Origin of the sequence: Sporobacter termitidis DSM 10068 (assembly GCF_900130065.1) — a bacterium.
Classification (GTDB): Bacteria; Bacillota; Clostridia; order Oscillospirales; family Oscillospiraceae; genus Sporobacter; species Sporobacter termitidis.
The window spans coordinates 173,792-198,728 of the sequence record NZ_FQXV01000006.1 but is presented as its reverse complement, the minus strand read 5'-3'; the positions used below and the strand labels follow the sequence as shown (position 1 = coordinate 198,728).

At 52.2% G+C, this 24,937-nt stretch carries 22 protein-coding genes; 12 read left to right on the top strand and 10 right to left on the bottom strand.

Features of this window, described 5'->3' with window-relative positions:
• Positions 1-6: 6 nt before the first annotated feature.
• Together menA and BUB60_RS10300 are read right to left on the bottom strand one after the other, a co-directional pair.
• Positions 7-879, bottom strand: a complete 873-nt coding sequence (gene menA, locus BUB60_RS10305) for a 1,4-dihydroxy-2-naphthoate octaprenyltransferase (RefSeq protein WP_073078537.1) — start codon at positions 877-879, stop codon at positions 7-9.
• A gap of 1 nt (position 880) precedes the next feature.
• Positions 881-1,786 carry a LysR family transcriptional regulator gene (locus BUB60_RS10300; protein ID WP_073078536.1) on the bottom strand — a complete coding sequence of 302 codons (906 nt, stop codon included), beginning with the start codon at positions 1,784-1,786 and terminating at the stop codon, positions 881-883.
• Between the two features lie 275 nt (positions 1,787-2,061).
• Between BUB60_RS10300 and BUB60_RS10295 the strand changes: the two genes are divergently transcribed.
• From BUB60_RS10295 to BUB60_RS10255, 9 genes are all read left to right on the top strand, one after another.
• Entirely contained in the window at positions 2,062-3,357 is a 1,296-nt protein-coding gene (locus tag BUB60_RS10295; protein WP_073078535.1) for an FAD-dependent oxidoreductase, read from the top strand.
• 38 nt (positions 3,358-3,395) lie between these two features.
• Positions 3,396-3,680: a ferredoxin family protein gene (locus BUB60_RS10290; RefSeq protein ID WP_073078534.1), complete on the top strand. Its 285-nt coding sequence runs from the start codon at positions 3,396-3,398 to the stop codon at positions 3,678-3,680.
• A gap of 29 nt (positions 3,681-3,709) precedes the next feature.
• Complete coding sequence (locus tag BUB60_RS10285; RefSeq protein ID WP_073078533.1) at positions 3,710-6,736, top strand: molybdopterin-dependent oxidoreductase; 3,027 nt, start codon at positions 3,710-3,712, stop codon at positions 6,734-6,736.
• Complete coding sequence (locus tag BUB60_RS10280; RefSeq protein WP_073078532.1) at positions 6,718-7,563, top strand: 4Fe-4S dicluster domain-containing protein; 846 nt, start codon at positions 6,718-6,720, stop codon at positions 7,561-7,563. Before BUB60_RS10285 ends, BUB60_RS10280 begins: the two co-directional genes overlap by 19 nt.
• 15 nt (positions 7,564-7,578) lie before the next feature.
• Positions 7,579-7,980 (top strand): hypothetical protein, encoded by a 402-nt coding sequence (locus BUB60_RS10275; protein WP_073078531.1) that lies wholly within the window; start codon positions 7,579-7,581, stop codon positions 7,978-7,980.
• Complete coding sequence (locus BUB60_RS10270) at positions 7,977-8,981, top strand: polyprenyl synthetase family protein (RefSeq protein WP_073078530.1); 1,005 nt, start codon at positions 7,977-7,979, stop codon at positions 8,979-8,981. Before BUB60_RS10275 ends, BUB60_RS10270 begins: the two co-directional genes overlap by 4 nt.
• Positions 8,982-9,031: 50 nt before the next feature.
• Positions 9,032-9,271 carry a hypothetical protein gene (locus tag BUB60_RS10265; RefSeq protein ID WP_073078529.1) on the top strand — a complete coding sequence of 80 codons (240 nt, stop codon included), beginning with the start codon at positions 9,032-9,034 and terminating at the stop codon, positions 9,269-9,271.
• 94 nt (positions 9,272-9,365) lie between these two features.
• Complete coding sequence (locus BUB60_RS10260) at positions 9,366-10,169, top strand: electron transfer flavoprotein subunit beta/FixA family protein (RefSeq protein WP_073078528.1); 804 nt, start codon at positions 9,366-9,368, stop codon at positions 10,167-10,169.
• Positions 10,170-10,180: 11 nt separating this feature from the next.
• Positions 10,181-11,182 (top strand): electron transfer flavoprotein subunit alpha/FixB family protein, encoded by a 1,002-nt coding sequence (locus BUB60_RS10255; protein ID WP_073078527.1) that lies wholly within the window; start codon positions 10,181-10,183, stop codon positions 11,180-11,182.
• 86 nt (positions 11,183-11,268) lie between these two features.
• Here the strand turns inward: BUB60_RS10255 and BUB60_RS10250 are convergent, their stop codons facing one another.
• A complete protein-coding gene (locus tag BUB60_RS10250; protein ID WP_073078526.1) occupies positions 11,269-12,909 on the bottom strand; it encodes a PucR family transcriptional regulator in 1,641 nt (546 codons plus the stop codon).
• Positions 12,910-13,320: 411 nt separating this feature from the next.
• Between BUB60_RS10250 and BUB60_RS10245 the strand changes: the two genes are divergently transcribed.
• On the top strand, positions 13,321-14,520 hold the full coding sequence (locus BUB60_RS10245) for a substrate-binding domain-containing protein (protein WP_073078525.1): 1,200 nt from the start codon (positions 13,321-13,323) through the stop codon (positions 14,518-14,520).
• Between the two features lie 135 nt (positions 14,521-14,655).
• Positions 14,656-15,630 (top strand): uroporphyrinogen decarboxylase family protein, encoded by a 975-nt coding sequence (locus tag BUB60_RS10240; protein ID WP_073078524.1) that lies wholly within the window; start codon positions 14,656-14,658, stop codon positions 15,628-15,630.
• Between the two features lie 75 nt (positions 15,631-15,705).
• Here BUB60_RS10240 and BUB60_RS10235 read toward each other — a convergent pair whose 3' ends face one another.
• The 7 genes from BUB60_RS10235 to BUB60_RS10205 form a co-directional block, all read right to left on the bottom strand.
• Complete coding sequence (locus BUB60_RS10235) at positions 15,706-16,590, bottom strand: DUF445 domain-containing protein (protein ID WP_073078523.1); 885 nt, start codon at positions 16,588-16,590, stop codon at positions 15,706-15,708.
• Between the two features lie 53 nt (positions 16,591-16,643).
• Entirely contained in the window at positions 16,644-17,474 is an 831-nt protein-coding gene (locus BUB60_RS10230) for a prenyltransferase (protein WP_242941178.1), read from the bottom strand.
• A 269-nt stretch (positions 17,475-17,743) separates the two neighbouring features.
• Complete coding sequence (locus BUB60_RS10225; protein ID WP_073078521.1) at positions 17,744-18,739, bottom strand: uroporphyrinogen decarboxylase family protein; 996 nt, start codon at positions 18,737-18,739, stop codon at positions 17,744-17,746.
• Positions 18,740-18,780: 41 nt separating this feature from the next.
• A complete protein-coding gene (locus BUB60_RS10220) occupies positions 18,781-19,404 on the bottom strand; it encodes a uroporphyrinogen decarboxylase family protein (RefSeq protein ID WP_341444222.1) in 624 nt (207 codons plus the stop codon).
• A gap of 44 nt (positions 19,405-19,448) precedes the next feature.
• A complete protein-coding gene (locus tag BUB60_RS10215) occupies positions 19,449-20,024 on the bottom strand; it encodes a uroporphyrinogen decarboxylase/cobalamine-independent methonine synthase family protein (RefSeq protein WP_073078519.1) in 576 nt (191 codons plus the stop codon).
• A 76-nt stretch (positions 20,025-20,100) separates the two neighbouring features.
• A complete protein-coding gene (locus BUB60_RS10210) occupies positions 20,101-21,606 on the bottom strand; it encodes an SLC13 family permease (protein ID WP_073078518.1) in 1,506 nt (501 codons plus the stop codon).
• Positions 21,607-21,906: 300 nt separating this feature from the next.
• Entirely contained in the window at positions 21,907-22,791 is an 885-nt protein-coding gene (locus BUB60_RS10205) for a LysR family transcriptional regulator (RefSeq protein WP_073078517.1), read from the bottom strand.
• 208 nt (positions 22,792-22,999) lie between these two features.
• Here BUB60_RS10205 and BUB60_RS10200 point away from each other — a divergent pair, with 208 nt between their 5' ends.
• Positions 23,000-24,931, top strand: coding sequence for an oxidoreductase (locus BUB60_RS10200; RefSeq protein WP_073078516.1), 1,932 nt, complete (start codon positions 23,000-23,002; stop codon positions 24,929-24,931).
• Positions 24,932-24,937: the final 6 nt, after the last annotated feature.

The window sequence follows — 24,937 nt, the reverse complement described above, 5'->3', positions numbered from 1 at the left end:
GGCCTCTCAGAAGGTGACAGATATCAAAAGCAGCACGCCAAACGTCATCTGGAGGGCCGCCGTTTTGCGGTCAAGGACTTTGATTTTATCGGAAGTATTTGAAGTACGTATCAACATGATTGCAAGGGGCCCCGCCAGCAGAACGAGCATGCTCCAATACGTCAGCAGTCCTGAAAAAATGAAAATGACAGTGGATACAAAGGCTGCAATGATTAAAAACAGATAAAAAGTTCCGGCCTTTTTGTTGCCTAATATGATGGCGAGCGATTTGACGCCCGCTTTAGCGTCATGCTCAATATCACGCAGATCATTGGCGTGGAGTATCGCCGTCGTTAACAAGCCGACGGGAATCGACAGGAGTGCCGCCTTGAAACTGAGTACTCCGGCAGAAAGATAATAGGAACCTAAAACCGGCAGCGGCCCGAACATCACAAATATGACCGGTATTCCGAGCCCTCTGTATTTGAAAGAAAAGGGTTCGCGCGTGTAGAAATATGTGCCGGCGGCGCCCAATAGGCCCAGTATTAGAATAACGAGCCCACCGATGACTGATAGATAGATGCCTATCGCTATCGCAATGCCGAAGAAAATCCAGGCCGCCGTGAGGACCTGCTTCTGGGTCAGGAGCCCGTCGACAACGACTCTGCTCGAGCCGAAGGATTCCTTTGTATCAACCTTGTTGTTAAAGTCATCGACATCGTTGATGAGGTTCGAGGTGATCTGAAAAAAGGTCATCGAGACGACCGCGAGCAGAACCCTGCTCAGATGAAATGTGTCCGGGTTATATGCAAGAATACCGCCGAGAACCACCGGTATCACCGAGGCTGTCAGTGTGGGTACTCTGGCGGCGCTGATCCAGCTTGACAAATTGCTCTTCATGTCAATCACCTTTGTTATCGGCGTCGGCCGAGAATATGGACAGAACGATTTCTTTAAAGATGCTGCAGGCTGTTGTTGTTTCTCCTGTTTTCCATGCAAAAACCGAGACCAGGTCGGCATCGTTGCCCTCAATAGGCAGTGTGACGACGTTCTGCCGCTGATAGAGCCTGCCCAGCTCTCCAGGCAATATGGCGATTCCGATTCCCACGTTGACGGAGAGGACGACCGATTCGGCTCTGTTGTAATAGTTGATGATATGCGGCTTGATGCCGCGGTTTTTGCAGATCAATCGAACCTGGTTGGAAAGCCGGGCGTCGGACTGCGGCACGGAGACAAAAGGCTGCCGCTCGACGGTGGACCAGTCCTCGAGATCGATTGTATCCGCGACATCCTTATTGACGAAAAGCTTGAGGTGATCTCTATAGATCACGGTATAGTCAAGGTCCTTCGTATCGGTCACCATGTGCTCTACAGAAAGATAAAAGTCATAATCGCCTTTCTGAAGCGCGCCGATCATTTCGCTGCCTTCGAGCAGGTCGACGTCGACCTGAATTGACGGATATTGCTTATAAAGCTGGACAAGACAGTCGCTGAGCTGGTTGGTCGTCGACGATAAGGCCGCGATCCGTATATGACCCCAGCGCCCCTGCGCCATGTTCTGAATACGGTTTTCGGCAACCGCGGATATTTCAAGGATTTGCTTGACGTACGGCAGAAACTCCCGGCCTTCCGCTGTTAAGGTGACGCCGTGGCTGGAGCGGCTGATGAGCTTTACGCCCAGAGAGTTTTCGAGCATTTTGATATGATGGCTGACGGCTGGCTGCGTGATATAAAACTGCTCTGCAGAGCGTGAAAAATTCATTGTCCGTGCTATTGAAGAGAAAATCTCAAGCTGTATCGTATCCATGCGACCACTCCTTTTGCTCAGGATAGCAATAAAATATGTTTATTGCAATAGCTTATGATATAAAAAAATAAACAACGACTTAAATAAATATATTTTATAGCCGCGACAAAAATATTTGATTTCCATTATATCAAAACGAGTTATATAATAATAACGTCACAACTAAATTGAATAACGGTTACAACCAAATGAAGTCCGGAACCAGGACTTAAAAGCCGGTGGGATTATAGAAGGATGCCGGAAGAACCTTGTTTATGGGAGAGAAGTGGTTATTAATGAGCGAAGAAAAATTTGATGTCATCATCGTGGGCGGCGGCCTTGCGGGATCGGCGGCAGCCTATACTCTGGCCAAAGCGGGGCTCGAGGTGCTCGTTATTGAGCGGGGCAATTATTGCGGCGCCAAGAATATGACCGGCGGCCGGCTTTATGGGCACAGCCTGGAAAAAATGATCCCCAATTTCGCCGAGACGGCGCCCGTCGAAAGAAAGATCATCAAAGAGCGCGTCACCATGGCGACCGGGACGGGAGCTATGACGATAGAATACGGTTCAAATAAATTAAAAGACCCCTCCTGCGCGTCCTATTCCGTCCTGCGCTCGAAGTTTGATAAGTGGTTTGCCGAACAGGGCGAAGCGCAGGGCGCCATGTACGTCACCGGTATCCGGGTGGATAAGCTGCTGCAGAAGGACGGAAGAGTCTGCGGCGTGCTTGCCGCCGGCGACGAGCTTTATTCGGACGTCGTCTTATTGGCCGATGGCGTCAATTCGATTCTCGCGCAGCAGATAGGGATGAAAAAGGAACTGTCGCCGCACCAGGTGGCGGTCGGCGTCAAAGAGGTCATCGGTCTCGACGAAAAGACAGTCTCCGACCGGTTCGGCGTCCTGCCGGGCGAGGGCGCCGCCTGGCTGGTTGCGGGGGACCCCACGGGCGGCGCCGTTGGCGGCGGCTTTCTTTATACCGACAAGGAGAGCGTATCGATCGGCACGGTCGTCACCTTGAGCGATATCGGGAGCGGCGGGAATATCAAAGTGCCAGACATGGTGGAGCGGTTTAAATCAAATCCCGTCATCGCGCCGCTGATCGAGGGCGGCAAGCTCCTGGAATACTCGGCGCATCTTGTGCCGGAGGCAGGCTATAAGATGATTCCGGAGCTTGTGTGGAACGGCGTGCTGATCGCCGGTGATGCCGCCGGTTTTGTCATGAACCTGGGCTATACGATCCGCGGGATGGATCTGGCCATCGAGTCCGGGCGGCTGGCCGCCGAGGCCATTCTGAAGGCAAAAGAGAAGGGCGACTTCTCCATGAACGGGTTGTCCGCTTATCTGACGCTGCTGGAAAACAGCTTTATCATGCGGGATTTGAGGCACTACCAGAACATGCCGTCCCTGATGAGCACGCCGCAGCTTTTCAACGAGCTGCCTGCCGTGGCCGACGCGCTTATGCGCGGGCTTTTTGTCGTGGATGGCAAGACGCCGGTAAAGCTGATCAAAACCATCGTCCCTGCTATCAATAAAATCGGAGGCTTTATTGAAGCCGGCAAGCTGGGGATTAAGGCAGTAGGGGCCATGTAGCTCCGGTATTTGAACGACACGAAAAGGAATGATCACTGATGGGAAAAATGAGTTTGGACAACAAGCTGGGGCTCGACCGCTTCAATATCGATCAGCATAATCCCCACATCACGATAAACGACGGCTATGACAACAAGGAAAAAATCAATTTGCTTGTTATGGCCTGTCCCGCCGGGCTCTATCAATATGAAAACGGAAAGCTCTCCTTCAACCATGAGGGCTGCCTGGAGTGCGGCACATGCCGCGTCCTGTCCAAAGGCAGGGTCGTGAAGAGCTGGAGCTATCCGGTAGGCGGCAAGGGTATTGAATTTACGCAGGGATAAGCATGCGTTGCGGGAAGGGAAGTACATAAATGGTAAACAAGATTACAGAGGCGGCTGTTGAGTTTTTTGATAAGACATTTCTGAAAGGGACATTGTTCACGCTCGACAAGCTCCTGAATACTTTGGCTAAAGCAGCTCCGGCCTTTAAAAAGGAGCTCGAAGCGCAGGATACGACGGTTCAGCTAAAGATCCGGGACAACAGTCAAGGACGGTTCCTGACTTTCAGGAATGGTGAGGTGACCGGTAAAACCGGGGTTTTTGATACCGCCGAGGTCGAGATGATCTTTGAGGACGAGAACATCGCCCGCAAGGTCATGATGGGTCAGATGCTCGGCGACACCGTCGATTTCGTAAACGCCGCAAAAAACACATCGCTGGTGTTAAACGGCCCGGACGACAAGGCCATGTGGTTTTCGTCGCTGCTTTTAAAGGTCTTTGCTTTTGACGTCCTTTATCTTGGCAACTATGGTGTGACGATGGAAAACGGGGAGAAGCGCTATGTGACCGGGACGAACGGGGGGCCGCTGTTTGTGTATGTGAAGGACGGCAAAATCGTGCGTGTCACCCCAATCGAATTCGATGAGGAGGACGCCGATCCCTGGACGATCACGGCCCATGGCAAAAAGTTCACGCCGCCCAAAAGAACGACGGCGACGGCTTACGGGATGGGTTGGAAATCGCTCGTTTATTCGCCTGACCGCCTTCTGTATCCGATGAAGCGCGTCGATTTCGACGTGAATGGCGACCGGCACCCGGAGAACCGGGGCGTCTCGGGCTATGAGCGCATTTCCTGGGACGAGGCGCTGGATATCGTGGGCGGGGAGATCGCGCGGGTCCGGCAGACGTACGGGCCCGGCGCCGTGTACCACTCACGGGGGTCGCATCACAACTGGGGCACCGTCGGGTACTTTACGAGCGCATCGAACCGGTTTTTCAACTGCATCGGGGCAACCGGCATGGCGGCCAATCCCGACAGCTGGGAGGGGTTTGCGTGGGGCGCCGTTCACCACTACGGCAACACTGTCAGAAGAGGCGGCGCCGAGCCCTATTCCACCGTTGAGGACTGTATGAAGAACGCGGAGATGATCGTCTTCTGGTCCTCGGACCCGGAGTCGACATCGGGCGTGTACGGTGCTCAGGAGGGGACGATCCGGCGGGACTGGGTGAAGCAGCTGAATATTCCGGTTGTCCACATCGACCCTTACCTGAACAGTACGGCGTCCTTTATGGGCGGGCGCTGGATCGCCCCCAGGCCCGCCACCGATACGGCCATGGCGCTGGCAATCGCGTACGTATGGCTGCAAAACGGCACCTACGACAAGGATTATGTGGCCAAGCGCACACAGGGCCTGGAGAAGTGGGCCGAGTATATCAACGGCGAAACGGACGGCATTCCCAAGACACCGGAATGGCAGGCACCGATTACCGGCGTTGAGGCCCGGGTGGTCCGCGCCCTGGCGGAGGAATGGGGCAAGCGGAAAACATATCTCGCCTGCGGCGGACTCCATTCCTTTGGCAGCGCCTGCCGCACCGCATACGGTACGGAGTGGGCGCGCGCGATGGTGTGTCTGGTGGCGATGCAGGGCATGGGCAAGGAGGGCGTCAACTTCGGGGGGCTGCAGTATGGCACGCCGCTGGATACGCACTTCTGGTTCCCGGGCTACGCCGAGGGCGGCTTTTCCGGGGACTATATGGGCAACGCCTCGGGCGTTCAGATGTACAACCGTATGCCGCAATCGCCGTCTGTCAACTCCGAGTACCAGAGAATCCCGCGCCTTCGCATTCCGGAGGCCATCCTGGAAGGCCACGCGGAAGCGTTTGACATGGATAACTCCACCATTCATGGGCAGTTCAGGAAAGTGCGTTATCCGGCGCCCGGCCATTCCCCTGTCAAGCTCTTTTACAAATACGGCGGCTCGTATTTCGGCACGCAGCCGGAATCGAACCGTTACGCGGACATGTACAGGAGCGACAAGCTGGAATGCGTCGTGAACCAATCCGTCTGGATGGAGGGCGAGGCGCGCTTCGCGGATATCATCCTGCCGGCCTGCACCACCTTTGAGCGCTGGGATATCGGAGAATTTGCCAACTGCGGCGGATATATCGAAAAATCTTACCTGCAGAACAATCATCGTGTCGTCTTCATGCAGCATAAGTGCATCGAGCCGCTGGGACAGTCAAAATCGGATTTTGATATCTTTCAGGCCATCGCCAACAGGCTCGGGCTCTGGCAGGTCTTCAGCGAGGGAAACACCGAGTACGACTGGGTGCGGCGGTGCTTTGCCGCCACCGACATGTCTAAGGTGATCTCATGGCGTCAATTTCTGAAAAAAGGCTATTACGTCGTTCCCCCACTGCCTGAAAACAGAAGGGACCCGCTGGCGCTCAACTGGTTTGCGCGCGGCGTCAAGAAGGATACGCCGGAGCTGACGCCGCTCCCGTCGGAGTATTACGGCAGATACGGCGAGGGCCTGCAGACACCGTCGGGCAAATTCGAATTTGAGGCGCAGTCGCTCAAGCGCTTTGATCCGGACGATAAGGAGCGCCTCCCGATCTGCACTTATATACCCTCGTGGGAGGGCGTCGGCTCCGAGCCCTATGAGAAATACAAGCTGCAGCTCATTTCCCCGCATTCCAAGTTCAGCTTTCACACGATGGGCGATGGGAAAGACTCCTTCATCAACGATATCGAGCAGCACAGGATGCTGATCGACGGGTATTTTTACTGGATATTCCGTATGAACCCAAAGGACGCGTCGGCCAGGGGATTAAAGCAGGGCGACATTGTGGAGGTGTACAACGACCGCGGCAGCGTCCTGTGCGGCCTGGACCTGACGGAAAGGCTGCCGATGGGGATCGTCCATTCCTACGAATCCTGCTCGGATTATCGTCCGGTCGGTGAGCCTGGCAAGTCGCCCGAGCAAAATGGGTGCATCAATATACTCACACCAAAGAGATTCATCACAAAAAATGCCCACGGTCTGGCGGTCAACTCCTGCCTTGTCGAGGTCAGAAAATGGGAAGGGGAGTGCCTGAAATGGAAAAAGTGCATTTAGTCGTCGATCTCAATAAATGCGTCGGCTGCTTTAACTGCATGGTTGCCTGCAAGGACGAGCATGTGGGCAACAGTTGGCTGCCATATACGGAAAAACAGCAGAAGCACGAGGAAAAATGGATCAATCCGGTGAAACATGAACGCGGAACACCGCCGTTTACCGATCTGTGTTATGTCACTGAAATGTGCCAGCACTGTGCGGAGGCGCCGTGTGAAAAGACATGCCCGGACGCTGTGCACCGCAGGCCGGACGGTATCGTCCTGCTGGACCCGGAAAAAGCAAAGGGCAACCCGGAGCTCGTCAAAGCCTGTCCGTTCGGGATGATCTCATGGAACGAGGAACTCGAAACCGCGCAGAAGTGCACGATGTGCGCGCATCTTCTGGATGCGGGCTGGAAAGAGCCGAGATGCGTTCAGGCCTGCCCGCTGCGTGCCCTCAGCATCGTGCGCTGCGAGGATTCGGAATTCGATAAGCTTGTTGAGGATCAGAAGCTGAAGCCGTTATACGACGGAAATCACCAGCCGCGCGTGCTCTACAGGAACCTGTACAGATATACGACCTGCTTCATTTCCGGGGCGCTGGCCTATAAGAAGGATGGCGTTGAAAAGGCGGCGGCCGACGCGGCCGTGCGGTTGAAGCTGGACGGCGAGATACTGAAGGAAGTGCACACGGATTTCTTCGGCGAATTCAAGATCGACCGCATTCCCAAGAACAGCGGAACGTTTGAAATCGAAGGACTGATGCCGGGTTATCGTCCCGTTTGCTGCGAAGTCACAGTAAAAGATGAAAGCCCATGTCTGAACGTCATGTATTTTGAAGCAAGCTGAGAAGGAGATAGTCGTTTGACAGCATCGGACCTGAGAGACACTGTGGACAATATGCTCGCGGAGGGGTACTGCCTGTGGAACGAGAGCAGGATTCAGCTTCCTCCGGTATCGGAGCGGTACATTGCTGCCGACGCGCTTGTGCTTGTGTACGGCGGTCCCAATATTGCAGAGCTTGCTGCGGCCTGTCAGTGCTTCCTGTACTTTCGCAGGCTCCACGGGCTGGTTCTGGATTACCCCGCCTGGGCAACGCTGCTTGGCGATTATTTTTTCAGCCAATTTTCGAAAAATCTCATTCCGCTGGACAGTGTTTCCCTGACGGATGCTTTTTCGGCTTATCTCAAGACCGATATACAATTGTCGGGAGGCGTTGACGACTACATAGCCTTCATCCGCAGGCTGCCGGCGGTGCTCGGATGAAGGCGGTGACGGAGACGATTCAAAAAGCTGTGAAAATATCGAAAAACAAAGAGCTTCTTGAGGACATTCAAGCAGAGCTTGAGCGTATGCGGCAAATGCTGCTCCATATGGATATTCCCTGTGCTCCGATGCAATCGGACCTGGAGCGCATCATCGCTTCCGGAGGCAAAAGGCTACGCCCCGTTCTGGCCTACCTTTGCTATAGAATGGGTAGTGATGATAGATATCCCATCCAGCCTTTAATGTGCATGCTGGAGCTCATGCACACGGCGTCTCTTATCCATGACGATGTGGTGGATAACGCGGTGCTCCGGCGGGGATGCGCGACGATCAATGCGACGAGCGGGGTGGACGCGGCTGTTCAGTCGGGGGACTTTTTGCTGGCGGAAGCAATGGGGTACCTCCATTTCTACAAGGGTACCGGCATCAATGAGGCGCTCGTTCAGGCCTCGACGGAGATGTGCCTGGGTGAGCTTCGCCAGCTCATTGCCCGTTATGAATCGGATTATCAGACGCGCGAAGAGTATTTTTTTCAGATATACAGAAAAACGGCCAGCCTGATTGCGGCCAGCTGCTTTACCGGGGCGGTCGCCGGCGGACTTCCGGAATCCAAGGCGAATATGCTGAGGGTTTATGGAGAAAAGCTTGGCGTCGCTTTTCAGCTTTGTGACGACCTGCTCGACTTTTCCGAGAAACAGGAGTTCGGCAAAAAGCCCGGACAGGATCTCCAAAACGGCATTTTCACGCTGCCGGTGTTATATCTTCTGGAGGAAGAGGTCCCGGCAGCTGTGAAGACCAGATTCAGGGCAAAAGACAAAGACGACGGCGATATCAGGTGGCTCATCGATTATGTCAGAGCGTCAAAAGCCCTGGACTATACGAAAATGGTGATACGCCAAAAGACCGCCGAGGCTGTCGACGCGCTGCGCGATTTCCCGCAAAGCAAAGAAAAAGCCGCATTGAAAGAGCTTGCGGTCAGGCTTTCCGGCAGGCATGTTTGAGATACTGTTAACCCATATTGCATCAATATTACGAATGGAGGACAAATAATATGAAAAGCTATAGTTTGGAACTGGTTCAGAGGAAGACGGGTTCGGGCGTCCTCGGAAAATTGGCGGCGGTGGCCCTCGTGGGCGCGGGCGCCTACGTGGGGTATAAGAATCTGAAAAAGGATAAAAAGCAGAAAAGCCTTTCGGAGGCTCAGGGCGAAAGCACTTACGACGCCCAGGCGCATGAAGGCGAAGATTTCACGGCGCGGATTCTGAAGGCGGCGAAGCGCATCATAAAATAAAAAGAGCGCGCACAAAATGTACCGTGATGTCATGCGCTTAAAGCGGCGGTCATTGCGGCAATCGCATGAGATAAACAGCAAAGGAGAACTTCGGATGAACATACTGGTATGCATCAAGCAGGTGCCGGATACCACGGAGATCAGGATCGATCCCAATACGAACACGCTGATCCGGGCGGGCGTTCCGAGCATCGTCAACACCTTTGACACTTACGCGCTGGAGACGGCGGTCAAAATCAAGGACGCCGACCCAGGAGCGAAAATCGTCGTGGCGACCATGGGTCCCGAGCAGGCCAAGGAAGCCTTGAAAACCTGCCTGTCCGTTGGCGCGGACAAGGCGTATCTGGCCAGCGACCGCGCCTTCGGCGGCTCCGACACGCTGGCGACGAGCTATGTGCTTTCCTGCGTGGTGAAGGAGCTGGAGAAGCGCGAGGGCGCGCCCTTTGACCTGATCTTCTGCGGCAAGCAGGCCATCGACGGCGACACCGGCCAGGTAGGCCCGGAGCTGGCCAAGCATTTGGACTACCCGCAAATCACCAATGCGTTGGAGGTTACGCCGGAGGGCGGCAAGATTCGTGCGCGCCGCGAGACCGAGGACGGCTACGAGGTCTTGGAAGCGTCGCTGCCCGTGGTGGTTACTGTAACGAAAACAGCCTATGAACCGCGCTACGCCTCCGTCAAATCGAAGATGGCGGCCAACCGCGCGGTGATCACGGTACTGACCGCAGCCGATTTTGCTATCGATACGGAGCGCACCGGCCTGAAGGGCTCGCCCACGAAGGTGAAGAAGACCTTCGTGCCCCAGCGAAAAAAGGGCGGCGTAAAGCTTCAGGAAGAAACCGGCGTTCTGGCCGCGGAAAAGCTGACGGCGTTCCTCAGTGACGCCGGCGTCATATAAGGGGGCCCAACATGAGCGAATATAAGAATCTCTGGGTATATATTGAAGTTTTGAACGGTTCGGCAAAGAGCGTAGGTCTGGAGCTTTTAGGCCCAGGCCGCAGGATGACGGACGCCGTGGGCGAAAAGCTGGCCGCCGTGGTCATCGGCAGCGGTGTGGACGAAGCGGTAAAGTCGGCCGCAGCCTATGGCGCGGATCAGATCATCGTAGCGGAAGGGGCCGATTATGCCGATTACAGCTCCGAGGCCTACGAATACGCGATGGCGCAGCTGACTCATAAGTACAAGCCCTCAACGATACTCATCGGCGCAACGAGCCAGGGCCGCGATATGGGTCCGCGTTTGTCCTGCGGGCTGAAGACCGGCTTGACGGCGGACTGTACGGGTCTTGAGATCGACACCGTGACCGGCAACGTGCAGTGGACGCGCCCCGCCTTCGGCGGGAATCTCATGGCAACGATCGAGTGTCCGAATACCCGCCCCCAGATCGGTACGGTGCGCCCCGGCGTGTTCAAGCGCGGCATGCCCGACGCGGCGCGGACCGCCGAGATCATCAGGGAAGACATTCCCGTGCCGGCAGGGACCGTCCGGACAACATTGGTAGAGAAGATCGCAGAAGCAGCCGAGGCGGCCGTGAAGCTGGAGGAGGCGGACATCATCGTCTCCGGCGGCCGCGGGTTGGGCAAGCCGGAAAATTTTGCGCTGGTAAAGGACCTGGCCGACGTTCTGGGCGGCGTCGTGGGCGCTTCCCGCGCAGCTGTGGACTCCGGCTGGATATCCCACGCGCATCAGGTGGGACAGACCGGCAAGACCGTCGGCCCGAAGCTGTACATCGCCTGCGGCATTTCCGGCGCGATCCAGCACCTGGCCGGTATGTCCGGGTCGGATGTCATCATCGCCATCAACCGCGACCCCGACGCGCCGATCTTTGACGTTGCCGATTACGGTATCGTGGGCGACGTCAAGGAAGTTCTCCCCGCCCTCACCGAGGCCATCAAAAAGTACAAAGCGTAAAGTGAATATTGATTTGACACAGCGCGCCGGGATTCTATCCCGGCGCGCTGACTGTTTAAGAGGGCGAATGGCTGTTTGATAGACAGCTATTTCCCAGAGTGCACTTCGTTACTTTTAATGTTTGCAGCCTGCAGTTCGAGATAATGAAACGCAAGCATTAATTTTAACCGTACCCAATAATCGTCGAGGTCGGTACCTATGATTTCAATAATTCGTCCAATATGATAAAGAACGGTATTTCGATGCATATGAAGTATGTTTCCGACAGCCGTTGGTCTGCGTTCACACAGTAGGTAGCAATACAGTATCTCGATAAGATTGCCGTCATGCTCTTTATCATATTCCATTAGAGTCTTGAGCGATTTAGTATAAGGTGAATTCGTAAACAAATCAGCAGAGCCGATTTCTGAACACTGCAGTATATGGAAAACATAAATATCGTTGTAATAGAACACCCTGCTTTCAAGTTTTTGCATAACCGATTCGAAGATGTTTTCGACAAGGCTCCAATGGTTTCCTAGATTGTATAATTTTATTCCAATATTAAATGCACATGTCGCTTGATGGGCGAACATTTTCAACTCAGCAAGGCATGAAAAGCTCTCGCTTACACCACAGATACCCTTGTATTTTTCCAAAAGGGGCATAATCTTTTCGATATTTTTATGCGAATACTCTGTAATTTTAGGTGAGTCGTAGATATTTAGGACACAGATTTCAAAGTCCTGGGAAATTATCTTTGAAAACGGAAGATATGACGACAGTTCCTGAATAAAGCGGCCAATCGGTACGATTGCGATATCTTCAAAAACAATTTTATAAAAATCGAAATTACTTATGTAAGGTATTCCGGAGCGCTTGGCCTGATCGGCAATTCGATATGGATTGCTGAGATTTTCATAAATTATATCGTGCATTAAGGAGCTGTATATTTTGCTCGGCGTCAATAGTTGCCTTTGCTCGCGTTGGAAGCAGATATCGATATATTTCATCAGAACATCAAATAGCTCAGTCAATTCGTCAGACAGTGGCGTGTTACTGCAGACCATTACAGTCTGCAAAAGGTTCTCCCCGCCGTAATGGCACCATTTGCATACGGTATCATATATTGATATTTCGCCGGCATGGCCAAAAATAAGTCCGTGTTCCTCCGCATACAGCTTCAGACGCCTCTGCGACTGAAATTTACGAATCGTTTCCTCTGTATGATACCCCTTTTCAAGCAGAGAAACATTGATCGGATCGTCACTTTTTTGATGTGTGGTGTGCGCTAATAGTTTGTAAGTTGAATCAAGAACAGAGACAAAGTTACACAATATGGGTTCGCAGAGGTCCAGTAGTCTTTGATAACTGCAATTATCTATAATCGCCAGCTGCATATTCGTTTCCCATTCGGAAAGCCGGAGAAAGCGCTGTTGGACAAGATTGAGCAGCCAGGCCACATCCTTGTTCTCGTTTATCACGATCATGCCGCTGGAAAATTCTGATGCTTGGTCATTATCCCAGTAACGATCACAGATACATAAATAATGAAATCCTTGATTTTCCTTATTCCGTTTGAGGGCCTCTGTCATGAGACAAACGTATAAAATGTCGCGTTCCATATCATGCGAATTTTCGGGCAGCAGTGAGATCCATCTGTATTCACGCGTATTATCTTTCTGAATGAATTTGGAGACCCGATATGCGTTCAATGCGCCGTAGACCATGTTTGTAGTAAAATTCATGTCTTCATATCCTTTTCGGCGAGACCAAAAAATTCTGATAATACTTAAAAATATTAGCACAATGCTGTCAAAAAGTCAATTTTACAGCATGATTACTTATAATTAGTAAAATGAATGTTGTTTTGAAATCTGAATTTGCAAAATACCTTCATTTAAATTCGAATAAGTACCAATATTTTAAACGAAAATTAGCCAGGCTTTTCTCTGCGTATACGAAACGTCAAATTACATATTGAATAATTGTCACAAATATTCATGAAAAAGAGTTGATATTATAGTAATATTGCATACATGGTATCCGAATGGGTTGATTGTCATCGGTATTGAAACGGGTCAAGTAACGGGGCACGAATTGTACGTAAGAATTTATTTGGAAACAAATAATTCGAAATAAAACAAGGAGGAACTTAAATGAAAAAAGCACTCTCGGCAGTCCTTGCGTTTCTCTTGGTTCTGACCCTCTTCGCGTGCGGCACGCAGACGGCAACGTCTCCCGGCGCTGACAGCAGTGCCCTTACCCCCGGTTCCTCGGCAACTCCGGCAGCCGGCGCTTCGGTTTCGGCCACCCCCAGCGCGAACGGTGACGTCTCGGCGAGCGCGAACTCTGTCGGTTATTTCGACGACGGTGTCGACCCGGCGTCAAGAAGAACGTATAACATTGTTTGGGCTTATCCCAGGCAAAATACGACAATGCAGAATATTGCAGATCGCTTAAAGGAGCTTGAGACAAAATTCAACTATAAAGTGACGACCTACTGCGCCAACAATGACATGGACGCTTATCTGCAGAATATCCAGATCTTTATCGATCAGAAGGTCGACGGGTTCCTGATGATCTTCGATCCGGCAACGCGTATGCGCTTCAAGGAAGTCCTGGACGAGTCGAAGATCCCCGTGGTCGGCGTTCTGAACTCCGTACGCGACGACAGCGGCAGTGAAATAGTCCCCGTGGCTGGTATCGATGGCAAGACAGCCGGCGACGCCGTACTGCAATGGCTCTATGACAACTATAAAACCTACTGGGGCGATATCGACGCGTCGCAAATCGGCCTTCTGAATTTCAATTATTCAGTGAACCAGGACTTCCAGGACCGCTTTGATGGGGCCAAGGAGCAGTTCGAGAGGCTGCTTCCCGGCAACGCTTCGAAAATTTTCGAGGTAGACGCCGTTACGGGGAACATTGATGAGCAGACCGGCTATGACCTGGCGACGGCGACCCTCACGGCGCATTCGGAAATAAAATACTGGTTTATCACCTCGTGCCAAGAGCAGTTTGCCTCAGGCGCCGCCCGAGCCGTGGAAGCGCTGAATCTGAATAAAAACGCCCTGATCATAGACGTCGGCAGCGATCAGTTGGCCAAGGAGTGGGACAACGGGTACACCGGCGCCTGGGTTGCCGCTATGGCTATTGATGATTACCAGTACGTGATCCCGCCCCTCTGCGGCCTGATTGCGATCATGGACGGCAAAGCAACGGCCGACACCCTGTGGAGTACCAAAAGAGCCCCGGGGGACAAGGTCACATTCTACGCCATCCCTCCCCAGATGGTCACAAAGGATACCTACAAGGCGTTCTTTGAACAGGTGAAGAAGGATGCCGGCATCGCGTAAAAATTAAACTGAAATCAGCGCGGCGGCCAGGTACATATCGACGTGCTTGGCCGCCTTTAAAAAAGCGATACATGCCGACTCAAAAGAGCTCTGGAGATTGGCTACTATAGTTATTGTATCAGGAGGAATTAATAAATGGCGCTGACACCTAGAGAGAACGGGCTCGAAGTCATAAATTGGGGTAAGCCCGAATACGTCCCTTTGACTTCGGAGGTATATCATTATTTCAGATCGGCATCGGCTCTAATGAACCATCCCTATGAAACGGGTCGGGATGTGTTCGGCGTGAATTGGATTTTGACACGGGACGGCGCCATACCTGAACCCAATAAATTCTTGTTTACTGAGATATCCGATTGGAGAAAAAAAGTTGTTTTTCCTGACCCCAATCAATATGGCTTTGAATCATGTGCAAAGTCTGACCTGAAAAATATCGACAAATCAGAAAGATTGATTAATGTGATCAGTGCAACCGGACTTTTTGAACGGCTCGTTGCATTTATGGGATTTGAAAACGCGCTGTGCGCGCTGTTTGAAGATCCCGATGAATGCGGTGAATTCTTTTCGGCGTTGACAGACTATTTTACGCGGTGCCTGAGCGGGGTAATTGACGCTTATCGTCCGGATGTCATTACTTACTTTGACGATCTTGCGACGGCAAGGGGCTTATTTATGTCGCCGGAGGTTTATCGTTCGGTCATCAAGCCGTACCATAGAAAGATCGTTGACTGTGTGACGGCCAAAGGTGTTGTATTCGCACAGCATATTTGCGGCAAGTGCGAAGATATCCTTGAAGATTTTGTTGAATTAGGCATACAGATCTGGAGCTCCGCACAGATTATGAACGATCTTCAAAGAATCAAAAAGGAGTTTTATGGGCGCCTGGTCATTGAAGGCGGCTGGGATACTTCCGGTCCGTGCAGCTATAACGAAGCGACTGTGGAAGTGGCGATAGCCGAGGCAAAACGGTGTATTGAGGAATATGGCCCGAACGGCGGTTTTATTCTGCAGCCGACAATCATGAACGAGAGAGGAAATTCATCCGTTGTCGGTGATCCAAGGTTGGATGAAATCATAAGAATATGGCCGGAAATAAGCAGGATATACTAATAAGAAAGCCCGTATGGTATTTTCCATGACCATACAGGCTTTTTTAGCGGTTTATAGACTGTTAAAGCGATTTTTCTATACGAATATGTTGATTGCCCCTATCAGCATCCCCAAGGCAGCGCCCAGGAGAACCACATAACGAAGCTCCCGGTTGACGACGTCAAGAACAAGTCCTTCGACTTCTCCTGCGGACATCTGCTTGACTTTTTCCGTGATCATGCCGCCAACGTCGATGCTTTCGACAATATGACGCACATATCTGCGCATAAACCGCCCGTGCAGCTTGAAAACGATGTCGTGGAGCTCCTCTGGGTCGGGGAATAAATTGTTTGTAATTTCAGCAATCGGCGCGGTCCTGAGTTCGTTCAACTCATCGTCAATAATGTGCAGGATAACTGACCGGCTTTCGTTCAGGATATAATTCTCCAGTTTATCTGAAAGCGATTCGGTGATAAGCCCTGGTAGCTCGGCGTGAAGAATGTTCCCGACAAGAGAATTTGCGGAACGGGCCTCCATTATCCTGACGACTTCCTCTGAAATCAGCTTCGTAATATCGGCTCTCAGCAGTGCGGCCTGTATTCGTATGCAGAGCTCATCTCTGAACCGTGCGTACAGCTGGCTGTCAGCCGTCCCGCTGCTGATTTGGATAGACTTAAGTCTGAAGCTCTCGTCGGAGAGCATCGAAACAACACTATCCGCAAATGCGTCGGCAAATGTATCGGACTTGAAGACGATTTCAAGGTCATCCGCGTTGAAAAATTTATCGACGATAGCTCCCCCGAGAATTTCGGCGAGGGCGTCTTTCCTCTTCGGGACTATGCCGGGGGTAAAAGGCACACGGAATCTGCCGATCATAATTGGCTTCAGCGGACGGAACAGCATTTTTATGGCAATCCAGTTCGTTATATAACCGACGACGCCGCCAACGGTCAGCGCTGAGATAATACGAAGCAGGTTCAAAATAAAACTCCCTGTACTTTAAAGTATAGAAATGAATCGCGTATAAATATATATTACTCAAACTGTCCTAAATAAGCAATAACGAGCCCGAGTACCATCAGGACGTGATATTGTATACCTAATCTGCCGATGATGCCCATCATCCGGCCTTTATCAAACTGCCCCTGCCCGTATGACCGGAATTTAATCATGGTACGGTAATTAAAAAGCAGTGCTATTGCTAAGAGGTCCCATGCCGGATAGGCGCCTATAATGATGAGAATGACCGTTATAGAAACAAGCAGAAGACAGCAAAGCAGCCATATAGATTTTGCGGCCTGGAAACCGAGCATTCCCGGCAGCGTCCTTCTGCCGGCGCTTTGGTCTTTTTCAAGATCGCACAAATTATTGGTGAACATGATATAGGCGATGAATATGACCTCAGGTACCGCCATAACAATATAATGCCAGGAAAACGCGCCGGATTGGATAAACGCGACCGTTGACGTTATTCCAAGACCCATTGTAATACCGGCGGCAGCCTCGCCGAACGGCGTGTGTGAAATAGGCTTTGGGCCGGAAGAATACAGAAGCGCCACGGCAGCGCCGACCGCCGCTACCAGCATGACGCCCCAACCGGCACTATTCGAAATGATGATACCGATAACCAGCGCCGCCGATGCAAAGACAGCGATAAGTGTCAGAACCTGTTTTGGAGTTACCTCACCGCTGGCAAGCGCCTTTTCGTCGGCTTTGTCCAAGCTGTCGGCCCCGCGTTTGTAATCAAAATAATCATTCAGCATATTGGTCGACCCTTGTATGAGCATCATTGCAATCGCAAGAATAATCATGAGGCACAGGCTGAGCCTGTGAAAGAAATATAAAGAATAGACGGAGCCGAGCATAACCGGCAGGAGACCTGCCGTAAAGGTTTTGACATCGATAAGCTTGAGAATTTTTTTGATACTCATATGAATTTCCTGGCAGTCTGAAAAATCAATAGAAAATTTATTATAATTATAACAGTATCTTTCATTGACGTCAGCTCCAATTCTTTATGTAGCTCATTTTAAAGCGTCGGACAGAAAAGGCAGGCACTATCATATTCTGATTTTCAAGGAAAGGACCGTCCCGGGCGAAGGGACGGCCTTTTCTTAAGAAGAGAGGAGCGAGGTCAGCTGTTCTTTTTCAGCCATTCGGCGCCGTATTTATTGCACTCGTCAATGACAATGTCGCCGACGCCTTCGTTGATGCACAGAATGCTGGCGATGCACGGCAGGAAAGCACCGCCGGGCGCGTATGTATCGATCGCCCTCCGGACTTCGGCCCGGATGCTTTCTTCTGTCGCGTCGGCGTGATCGATGACCGTCTGGTCTATACCGCCCAGCAGAAGGAGCCTGCCCCGGGTGTTTCTCTGGATGAGCGGGATATCGTTGGCCGGGATGACGCCCTGCCACATGTCGATTCCCATATCCACCATGTCGCACTCCAGCCCTTGACAGTAGCAGTCGGCATGATGCTGCACCAGGACGCCGCGGCTCTTGATATAGCTGTAAAGCCGCGTATAATGGGGCTTCAGCAGCTTTCGGAAGATTTCGGGGGACATGAACAGGCTCGTTTTTGAACCCCAGTCGTCATGCGAGTGAATGATGTCGGGCTTGATATGGTCGATCACCAGGCCAAGCGCTTTGATTTTCCAATCCGTCAGGGCGCCGAACAGATCGTATGTGGCGTCCGGCTCCTCGTATAACGCGCATAGGACTTCGTCAAAGGGCATCAGCGCGTGCGCGCGCTCGAACGGGCCATAAAAGCTGGGAACCATGACAAGCGTCGTATCCCTGTCGACAACGGACAGCATGCCCATCGCGGCGGACCAGTCAAGGTTATCCAGCGACGGGAACCTGACATAGTCGCGCCAGTGGGTGAGGTCCTTGATGACCTTGTTTTCCTGGTTAACCATCGGGATGGCGCCGGGGTCCGTCGGCAGATGGCGCCATGTGGCGCCCCAGAGGTCTATGTAGGATTCGCCGGAAAACGCGGCGTCCAGCATAGTCACCGGGTCCCAGATGACGGGAAAGCCGTTTGAGGCATAGGCGTTAAACGCGTAGCCCATCCATTTGGGCGGTTTTTCGTTTTTTAAAGCGGAGAGAAATTGTTCTTTAGGATTCATTGCATCTCAACCTTTTCAGTTTTGGATTTTGAGCCGGTCTGCTATTTATAAGTATCCAGGGTGTCGAACATCGCGTCCAGGTTCTCCTGTTTCGTGTTTTCCAGGCTGCCGCTGAAATCAAAGATATATCCGCCGCCGGGAGCGCATGTATCGATAAGATATTTGCAGTAAGCGACGACCTGCGCCTTTTTGCCGAATTCCATGAGAGCGATGGGGAGATTGCCGGAGATACACGCGACGTTGCCGAGAATCCGCTTGGCCTCCTTCATGTCGACGGTTTCAAAGTGGTATAGGACCTTCCCCTTTGGCACGTCGGCCAGCTGCTCGAGGCGGGTCTCGTACCGGCCCTCCGTGTAGATAAACGGCGTCACGCCCATATCAATGAGCGCCAGCATGACTTTCTTTAACGGTTTCCAATAGAGCTTTTCATATTGCTTCGGGCTGATAAAGCCGTCCATGCCCTTGTGGAGCGGAAAGAACACGCGTTTGACCGGCAGCGGTGCGTACTGAAAATACTGAAGGGCCTGGATCTGCTGATCGGCAAACATATCGCAGACGGCCGCGATTTCGTCCTCATACTCAAGCTGATCCTCCAGCATGCCGACCGCGCCCCTGAAAAAGTCGCCCAGGATATCAAACGGCGCTTGGGAGGTGCCTGTGGCCAGCGTGGGAAAACCAATGTCGGACAGCTTCGCCCAATACGCGTTTGTCAGCGCCGAGGCTTCGGCATCGGCCTTGCGATTTCAGCCAGCCTGCCGTAGGACTCCAGCAGGCCCGGCGTCGTGACGGAGTTTAAAAGACTGGTGCCGAGGATAACGGCCGGATAGAGTGCCAGGCTGCCAAAGCCCTGCAGATTGGCATAAGCCCTCGGAATATATTTCTTGAGCATAAAGCCGGTGAAGTCGTTGAGGAGCTCCGGATATTCCTCCGGCAGAAGGAACTCGTGCTCGATGACCTGATGGGAGCTGAAATCCGATACGGCCGTACCCGGGCGTCCCGGCCAGTCGATCATTCTGGAGCCGGCCAGCTCGTTGGCCACGCCGCTTTTAAAGCCTTCAAAAAAATGGGCGTCGCATTGCGGGTACTGCGCGTAAAACTTCAGCACGGCGTCCCCGGCCTGCCTGTGGTTGTAGTAGAGGTCTTTATAACTGGAACCGTAGAGGCGCTGTATCACAGAATTGAAAAGAGGAACAATGGGCATTTTGTCGCTTTCCTTCAGCGCAATCGCATTATTGACACGCTGAAGGCGCTCGGTAAATGCCGCCGCTTTTTGAGCTTCTTCCATAGCTTTTCTCCAAAGTGTTCGTACTCTGCGCGCGGGGACGGGCCATTTGCCTGTCCCTTCGCGCAGGCAGTTTTACTTAACGGCCAAAAACAAGGCTGCTGAGGGGATAAACGAGAATCGCCAGTACAACACAGGTGCAGATCAGCATGAAGAAGCCGTTTTTGATCGTGGTTTTGTAGCTGCCCCACTCGTCCGCGCAGGCAACGCCGATTGGGACCATGGCGGGGGGGATTGCAAATCCCAGGTTGGCGCCCAGGCAGGCCGCGATAAACATTACAAGCGGATTAATGCCGACGGCAATTGCGGCAGGCACGCTGACAGATACAAAGATAATGCCAACCGGGACGTGGTTTAAGAAGTTTGCGAGCACGCAGCTCAGAACCGCGATAAGGGTAACGAAGACGAATGGGCTCAGGCCGTTTGTAATCGGGGCCAGATTGGCCGCCATAAAGGCGGGAATGCCGGTGCTCTGCTCGCCCACCGCGCTGGCGATCATCATGATGCCCGCCAAAAATGCGATGACATACCAGGGCAGCTTCTGCAATGCGTCCATAACGTTGAGGATCGGCTTGCCGTCTATACGGATGATCGCCAGCAGCGGAATGGCCGCAAACATCGGCGCTGTGGCTGTGGCGGCGTTGAACCATGCCAAAACGGGCGAATTCGGTGCGAGGAAGGACATAAAGCCGGGCAGCAGCCAGCATACGACGACAAACAGGGAGACCGTCACGACGATTTTTTCCTTTTTGTCCATCGGCCCGGGCTTCATGCTTTCAATGACGTTGTAATCAATGTTCTCCAATTGGGACACGTCGGGCTTTCCTACATATCGGAACCAGAGGAGCATCAGACCCCAGAGGACAAGACCGATAGGAACACCCACAAGAATATAGGACAGCATATTGACAGGCTGTCCCGTAATGGAGGAATAGATACCCATGAACATGATGGGGACGGCGTGGCAGATAGGCGTGGCCGCAAAGGCGATGATGGTGGTGAAGGTCAACCCAATGATCATCAGCGTGGGCCATTTTTCACCTTTTTTAAAGCCGAGAAGCTCGAACATCTGATGCGCGATACCCAGCATGAAGAACTGAGCCGCCGAAACGTCGAGAAACAGTCCGACCAGCAGTGCGGCCCCGAGAAACATGGTTGTAAAAGCCCACGGGCTCTTTCGCGCAAATTTGCGCGAAAGAAACCACATCGTAATTCTTCGGATCGTCCCCGCTTCTTCAAGAGCCAGCGTCAAAAGCAGGCAGCCGATGATAAATACAACGCACCAGTTGCCGAAGGATTGGGCGCCGGCTTCGTAAATACCGGCCAAAGAAATCGATTTGGGATATATCGCAAATGCGTGAAAACCAAAAATTAAAATACCGGCGAATGTGGGCCAGACGATATCCACAAACGTCCAAAGAAAGATCAGACCAAGCAGCATCCCGATGACTGCCATGCCTGTGGGCGTGATCGGCGCCGGCGCCGGGATATATTGAAAGAAAATCATAATAGCCAAACCGATGATGCTCTTGACAAAGTACAATGCGTCGCGTGTCTTTTTCGGGGCTGCCATTTGAGTTTCCATTATTACTCCTCCATTTTTTGTTACGCGTTGATCGCAGCAAAGAATCCCTCTCGAGCAGCTTTTGTCCTGCATTGATAATAATAGTTGTGCATATCCCCCATTTCCCTTATCCCGCATTGTTATAAATGTATAAAACTCCGTTAAGAATACGCTTCTTCTTGTTCACAAATTAACATAGTGAGAATCATAATGGAAATCGATTTCTTTAACTATACGATAACGAATTTCTATCAAGAAAAGAATAAAGACGTCTTTTTGCAAGACGTCTTTTTCAGCTTTTATTTTATAAGGTTCTGTCTTCTATTTATACTTTTCAAAGAGGAGATTCATAAACACTTCCGCGGTATTATTGCTGTTTGAAGGATTCCAGCCGACGGCGTTTGTCACAAGGGCATCGTCGCCGCCAAGAGGGTAGGTGATAATTCGCTCGGTTGAGACGCAATCCCTCATCCCGAGAGGAAACATTGTAAACGCCATTTCTGCATTTACCAAAAGAAATACAGACATATGGTTCCTGCAGCCGACGATTTTGGACGTGTCGATATCACGCGCTGTACATATGGAAAACATCTGATCGACAAGAAATGGACCCGCGGCCCTCAATTCTGCCGCCAGATTGAGTTCTTTTAATGTGGAAGGATTGCGAGGATCTACGCGATTGGCGTATTTCTTAGGCAAAAAGATGCCGAAGCGGTCTTGGTCTGTTTCAAGGCACTGCAGATTTTCGCATGCCTGGATCAGTGAAGAAAAAGAAAAATAAAAGTCATATTCATCTTTATTAATGGCGATGATCTGTTCCCGCCCTGTTGAAAAATCGACCTGCACATCAACATCCGGATATTTTTTCCTGAACTCGATCAATATTTCCGTGAGTGTTTTACTGCACGTCGGAACCACTGAAATACGTAAGTGCCCCTCCCTGCCCATCGCAATGTTTTTCGCTCTGTTGAGCGCGGCGTCGGCCGTATCCAGCATACTTGCCGCGTAATTTAAAAAAGCCTCTCCGGCGGATGTCAAAAAAACCCGATGCTTGCTTCGCACGAAGAGCTGTATGCCCAATTCAGTTTCCAGGTCGGTTATCCGGTGGCTTATGGCGGGCTGGGTAATGTAATGGGCTTTGGCTGCCTGGGTGAAATTCAGGGTCTGCGCAATCGTTACGAAGTATTCCAGCTGCTTTATGTCCATTGCTTAGCCCCCAAGAATGAAATGTTTTACATTACTTTATGATAGATTAATTTTATTGTAAAGAAATAAATATGAATTTTAAATGTTAAAAATCTTATGATATCATTAACGCTGTCCCGACATCATAAAACTCCGCGATTCTTCTTCTTAATGAACAAGCAGCCCGCAATGGCGTCCTGCTTTTACAAGTCGAAAGGAGCATAACTCAATGGAATATCAGAGCCTGTTTACGCCTCTGAAAATCGCCGATTGTACGATCCCAAACCGTTTCGCCGTGACGGCGATGGTCACCAATATGTGTACGGAAGACGGATACGCAACCGAGCAATATATCAAATATCACGAAGCTAAAGCAAAAGGCGGCTTCGGCCTGATTATAACTGAGGACTACGGCATCAATCCAAACGCCAAAGGTTACAAATATGTCGCGGGCCTGTTCGATGACGCGCAGATAGAGGGGCATCGCAAATTGACCGATGCCGTGCATCAGCATGGCGCCAAGATCTTTTGCCAGATTTATCACGCGGGCCGCCAGTCCAATTCCCTTGTCAACGGAGGAATGCAGCCTGTTGCCTGCTCACCGATGTCCTGCCCGTGGAACAGGGAAATGGCCCGGGAGCTCTCCGTGGAAGAAATACAGGAGCTTGTCCGGCAGTTCGGTTCAACGGCTGCCCGGGTGAAACAGGCCGGTTTTGACGGCGTTGAGATTCACGCCGGCAACGGATATCTTATCGCCGGATTCATGTCGTTTTACGAAAACAAGCGTACCGATGAATACGGCGGTTGCTTTAACAACCGTATGCGCCTGCTCCGCGAGGTTTACGATGCGGTCCGCGGGGCAGTGGGCCCGGACTTCCCGGTATCGGTACGGTATTCCGCCGACGAGCACACGCTGTCGGGGCGCGGCATTGCCGAGTCCCGCATGGTGGCAAGGCTTTTGGAGGAGTGGGGCGTCGATTTGATCAACTGCTCCAACGGCGTCTACGGCACCTATAATCCCGGCCAGGTTGCCCCGTCGTATCAGCCTCATGCGTGGACGATCGATAACGCGGCCGCGCTGAAAAAGGTCGTGAAAATCCCGGTCCTGGGCGTCAACAGTATCGATGATCCGCTCATGGCGGAGAGCCTTCTGGAATCGGGCTTTTGCGATATCGTCGGGATGTCCCGGTGCTCCCTGGCCGACCCCGAAATGCCCAACAAGGCCAAAGAGGGCCGCTTTGAGGAAATCCGGCCCTGTATCCGCTGTATGCAGGGCTGCGTGTCCGGTACATATCTGCAGGTCCCGATCCGCTGCTGTGTCAACCCCGAACTGAACCGCGAATACGAGTATACCTATGAAAATAAGCCCTCGCCGAAGAAGGTGCTGATCGTCGGGGGCGGGGTCGCCGGTATGGAAGCCGCCATTGCGGCCTCGCGTATGGGGCACAAGGTCACGCTCTGGGAAGCCGGCGATAAGCTGGGCGGCCAGTTCGTCGCCGCGGCTTATCCTCCCGGGAAAGGCGATTTTATAACCTTTACCTGCTACCTGATCAGCCAGATCAAAAAGCTGGGCGTCACAGTGGAGCTGAACAAGAAAGCCACGGCGGAAAACGTCAGGGCGTTTGGCGGGGATAAGATGATTCTCGCCACGGGCGGACTGCCGAACAAGCCCCGCATTCCCGGCATCGACCGCCCGAACGTGGTTTTCGCGGAGGATATCCTGCTTGGAAAAGCGCAGGCCGAAGGCCGGATTATCGTCGCCGGCGGCGGCGAGGTGGGTGTTGAAACGGCCATGTACCTGGCGGACGCCGAACGCGGCCAGATCACGGTGATCGAGATGGCGGATAAGCTCTCCGCCAAAGCCGACGGCACGAAGGTCGTCGCGATGGTCAGGTTCATGAAGGAGAGAGACGTCAGAACCATGATGAACACAAAAGTCCTGGAGATTTGTGAGAGCGGCGTTCTTGTCGAACAGGAAGGTCAAAAGACGCTGCTGCCGTGTGACGCGATCGTCGTCTCCATGGGCTATCATCCGAATAACGGGCTGAAGGATGAGCTTTCCTTCCTGGGTGACAAGCTGGTCATCGCGGGAGATGCCGAGGCGTGTACCAATGCCATGGAGGCCGGGACCGCAGGCTTCAGAGCGGGATATTACGCGTGATATATA

Coding starts and splice junctions, on each gene's coding strand:
- BUB60_RS10295 (WP_073078535.1), top strand. CDS start 2,062: ATGAGCGAAGAAAAATTTGATGTCATCATCGTGGGCGGCGGCCTTGCG.
- menA (WP_073078537.1), bottom strand. CDS start 879: ATGAAGAGCAATTTGTCAAGCTGGATCAGCGCCGCCAGAGTACCCACA.
- BUB60_RS10285 (WP_073078533.1), top strand. CDS start 3,710: ATGGTAAACAAGATTACAGAGGCGGCTGTTGAGTTTTTTGATAAGACA.
- BUB60_RS10205 (WP_073078517.1), bottom strand. CDS start 22,791: ATGGACATAAAGCAGCTGGAATACTTCGTAACGATTGCGCAGACCCTG.
- BUB60_RS10210 (WP_073078518.1), bottom strand. CDS start 21,606: ATGGAAACTCAAATGGCAGCCCCGAAAAAGACACGCGACGCATTGTAC.
- BUB60_RS10230 (WP_242941178.1), bottom strand. CDS start 17,474: ATGCTCGGCTCCGTCTATTCTTTATATTTCTTTCACAGGCTCAGCCTG.
- BUB60_RS10260 (WP_073078528.1), top strand. CDS start 9,366: ATGAACATACTGGTATGCATCAAGCAGGTGCCGGATACCACGGAGATC.
- BUB60_RS10255 (WP_073078527.1), top strand. CDS start 10,181: ATGAGCGAATATAAGAATCTCTGGGTATATATTGAAGTTTTGAACGGT.
- BUB60_RS10250 (WP_073078526.1), bottom strand. CDS start 12,909: ATGAATTTTACTACAAACATGGTCTACGGCGCATTGAACGCATATCGG.
- BUB60_RS10265 (WP_073078529.1), top strand. CDS start 9,032: ATGAAAAGCTATAGTTTGGAACTGGTTCAGAGGAAGACGGGTTCGGGC.
- BUB60_RS10200 (WP_073078516.1), top strand. CDS start 23,000: ATGGAATATCAGAGCCTGTTTACGCCTCTGAAAATCGCCGATTGTACG.
- BUB60_RS10240 (WP_073078524.1), top strand. CDS start 14,656: ATGGCGCTGACACCTAGAGAGAACGGGCTCGAAGTCATAAATTGGGGT.
- BUB60_RS10270 (WP_073078530.1), top strand. CDS start 7,977: ATGAAGGCGGTGACGGAGACGATTCAAAAAGCTGTGAAAATATCGAAA.
- BUB60_RS10280 (WP_073078532.1), top strand. CDS start 6,718: ATGGAAAAAGTGCATTTAGTCGTCGATCTCAATAAATGCGTCGGCTGC.
- BUB60_RS10290 (WP_073078534.1), top strand. CDS start 3,396: ATGGGAAAAATGAGTTTGGACAACAAGCTGGGGCTCGACCGCTTCAAT.
- BUB60_RS10245 (WP_073078525.1), top strand. CDS start 13,321: ATGAAAAAAGCACTCTCGGCAGTCCTTGCGTTTCTCTTGGTTCTGACC.
- BUB60_RS10215 (WP_073078519.1), bottom strand. CDS start 20,024: ATGGAAGAAGCTCAAAAAGCGGCGGCATTTACCGAGCGCCTTCAGCGT.
- BUB60_RS10225 (WP_073078521.1), bottom strand. CDS start 18,739: ATGAATCCTAAAGAACAATTTCTCTCCGCTTTAAAAAACGAAAAACCG.
- BUB60_RS10300 (WP_073078536.1), bottom strand. CDS start 1,786: ATGGATACGATACAGCTTGAGATTTTCTCTTCAATAGCACGGACAATG.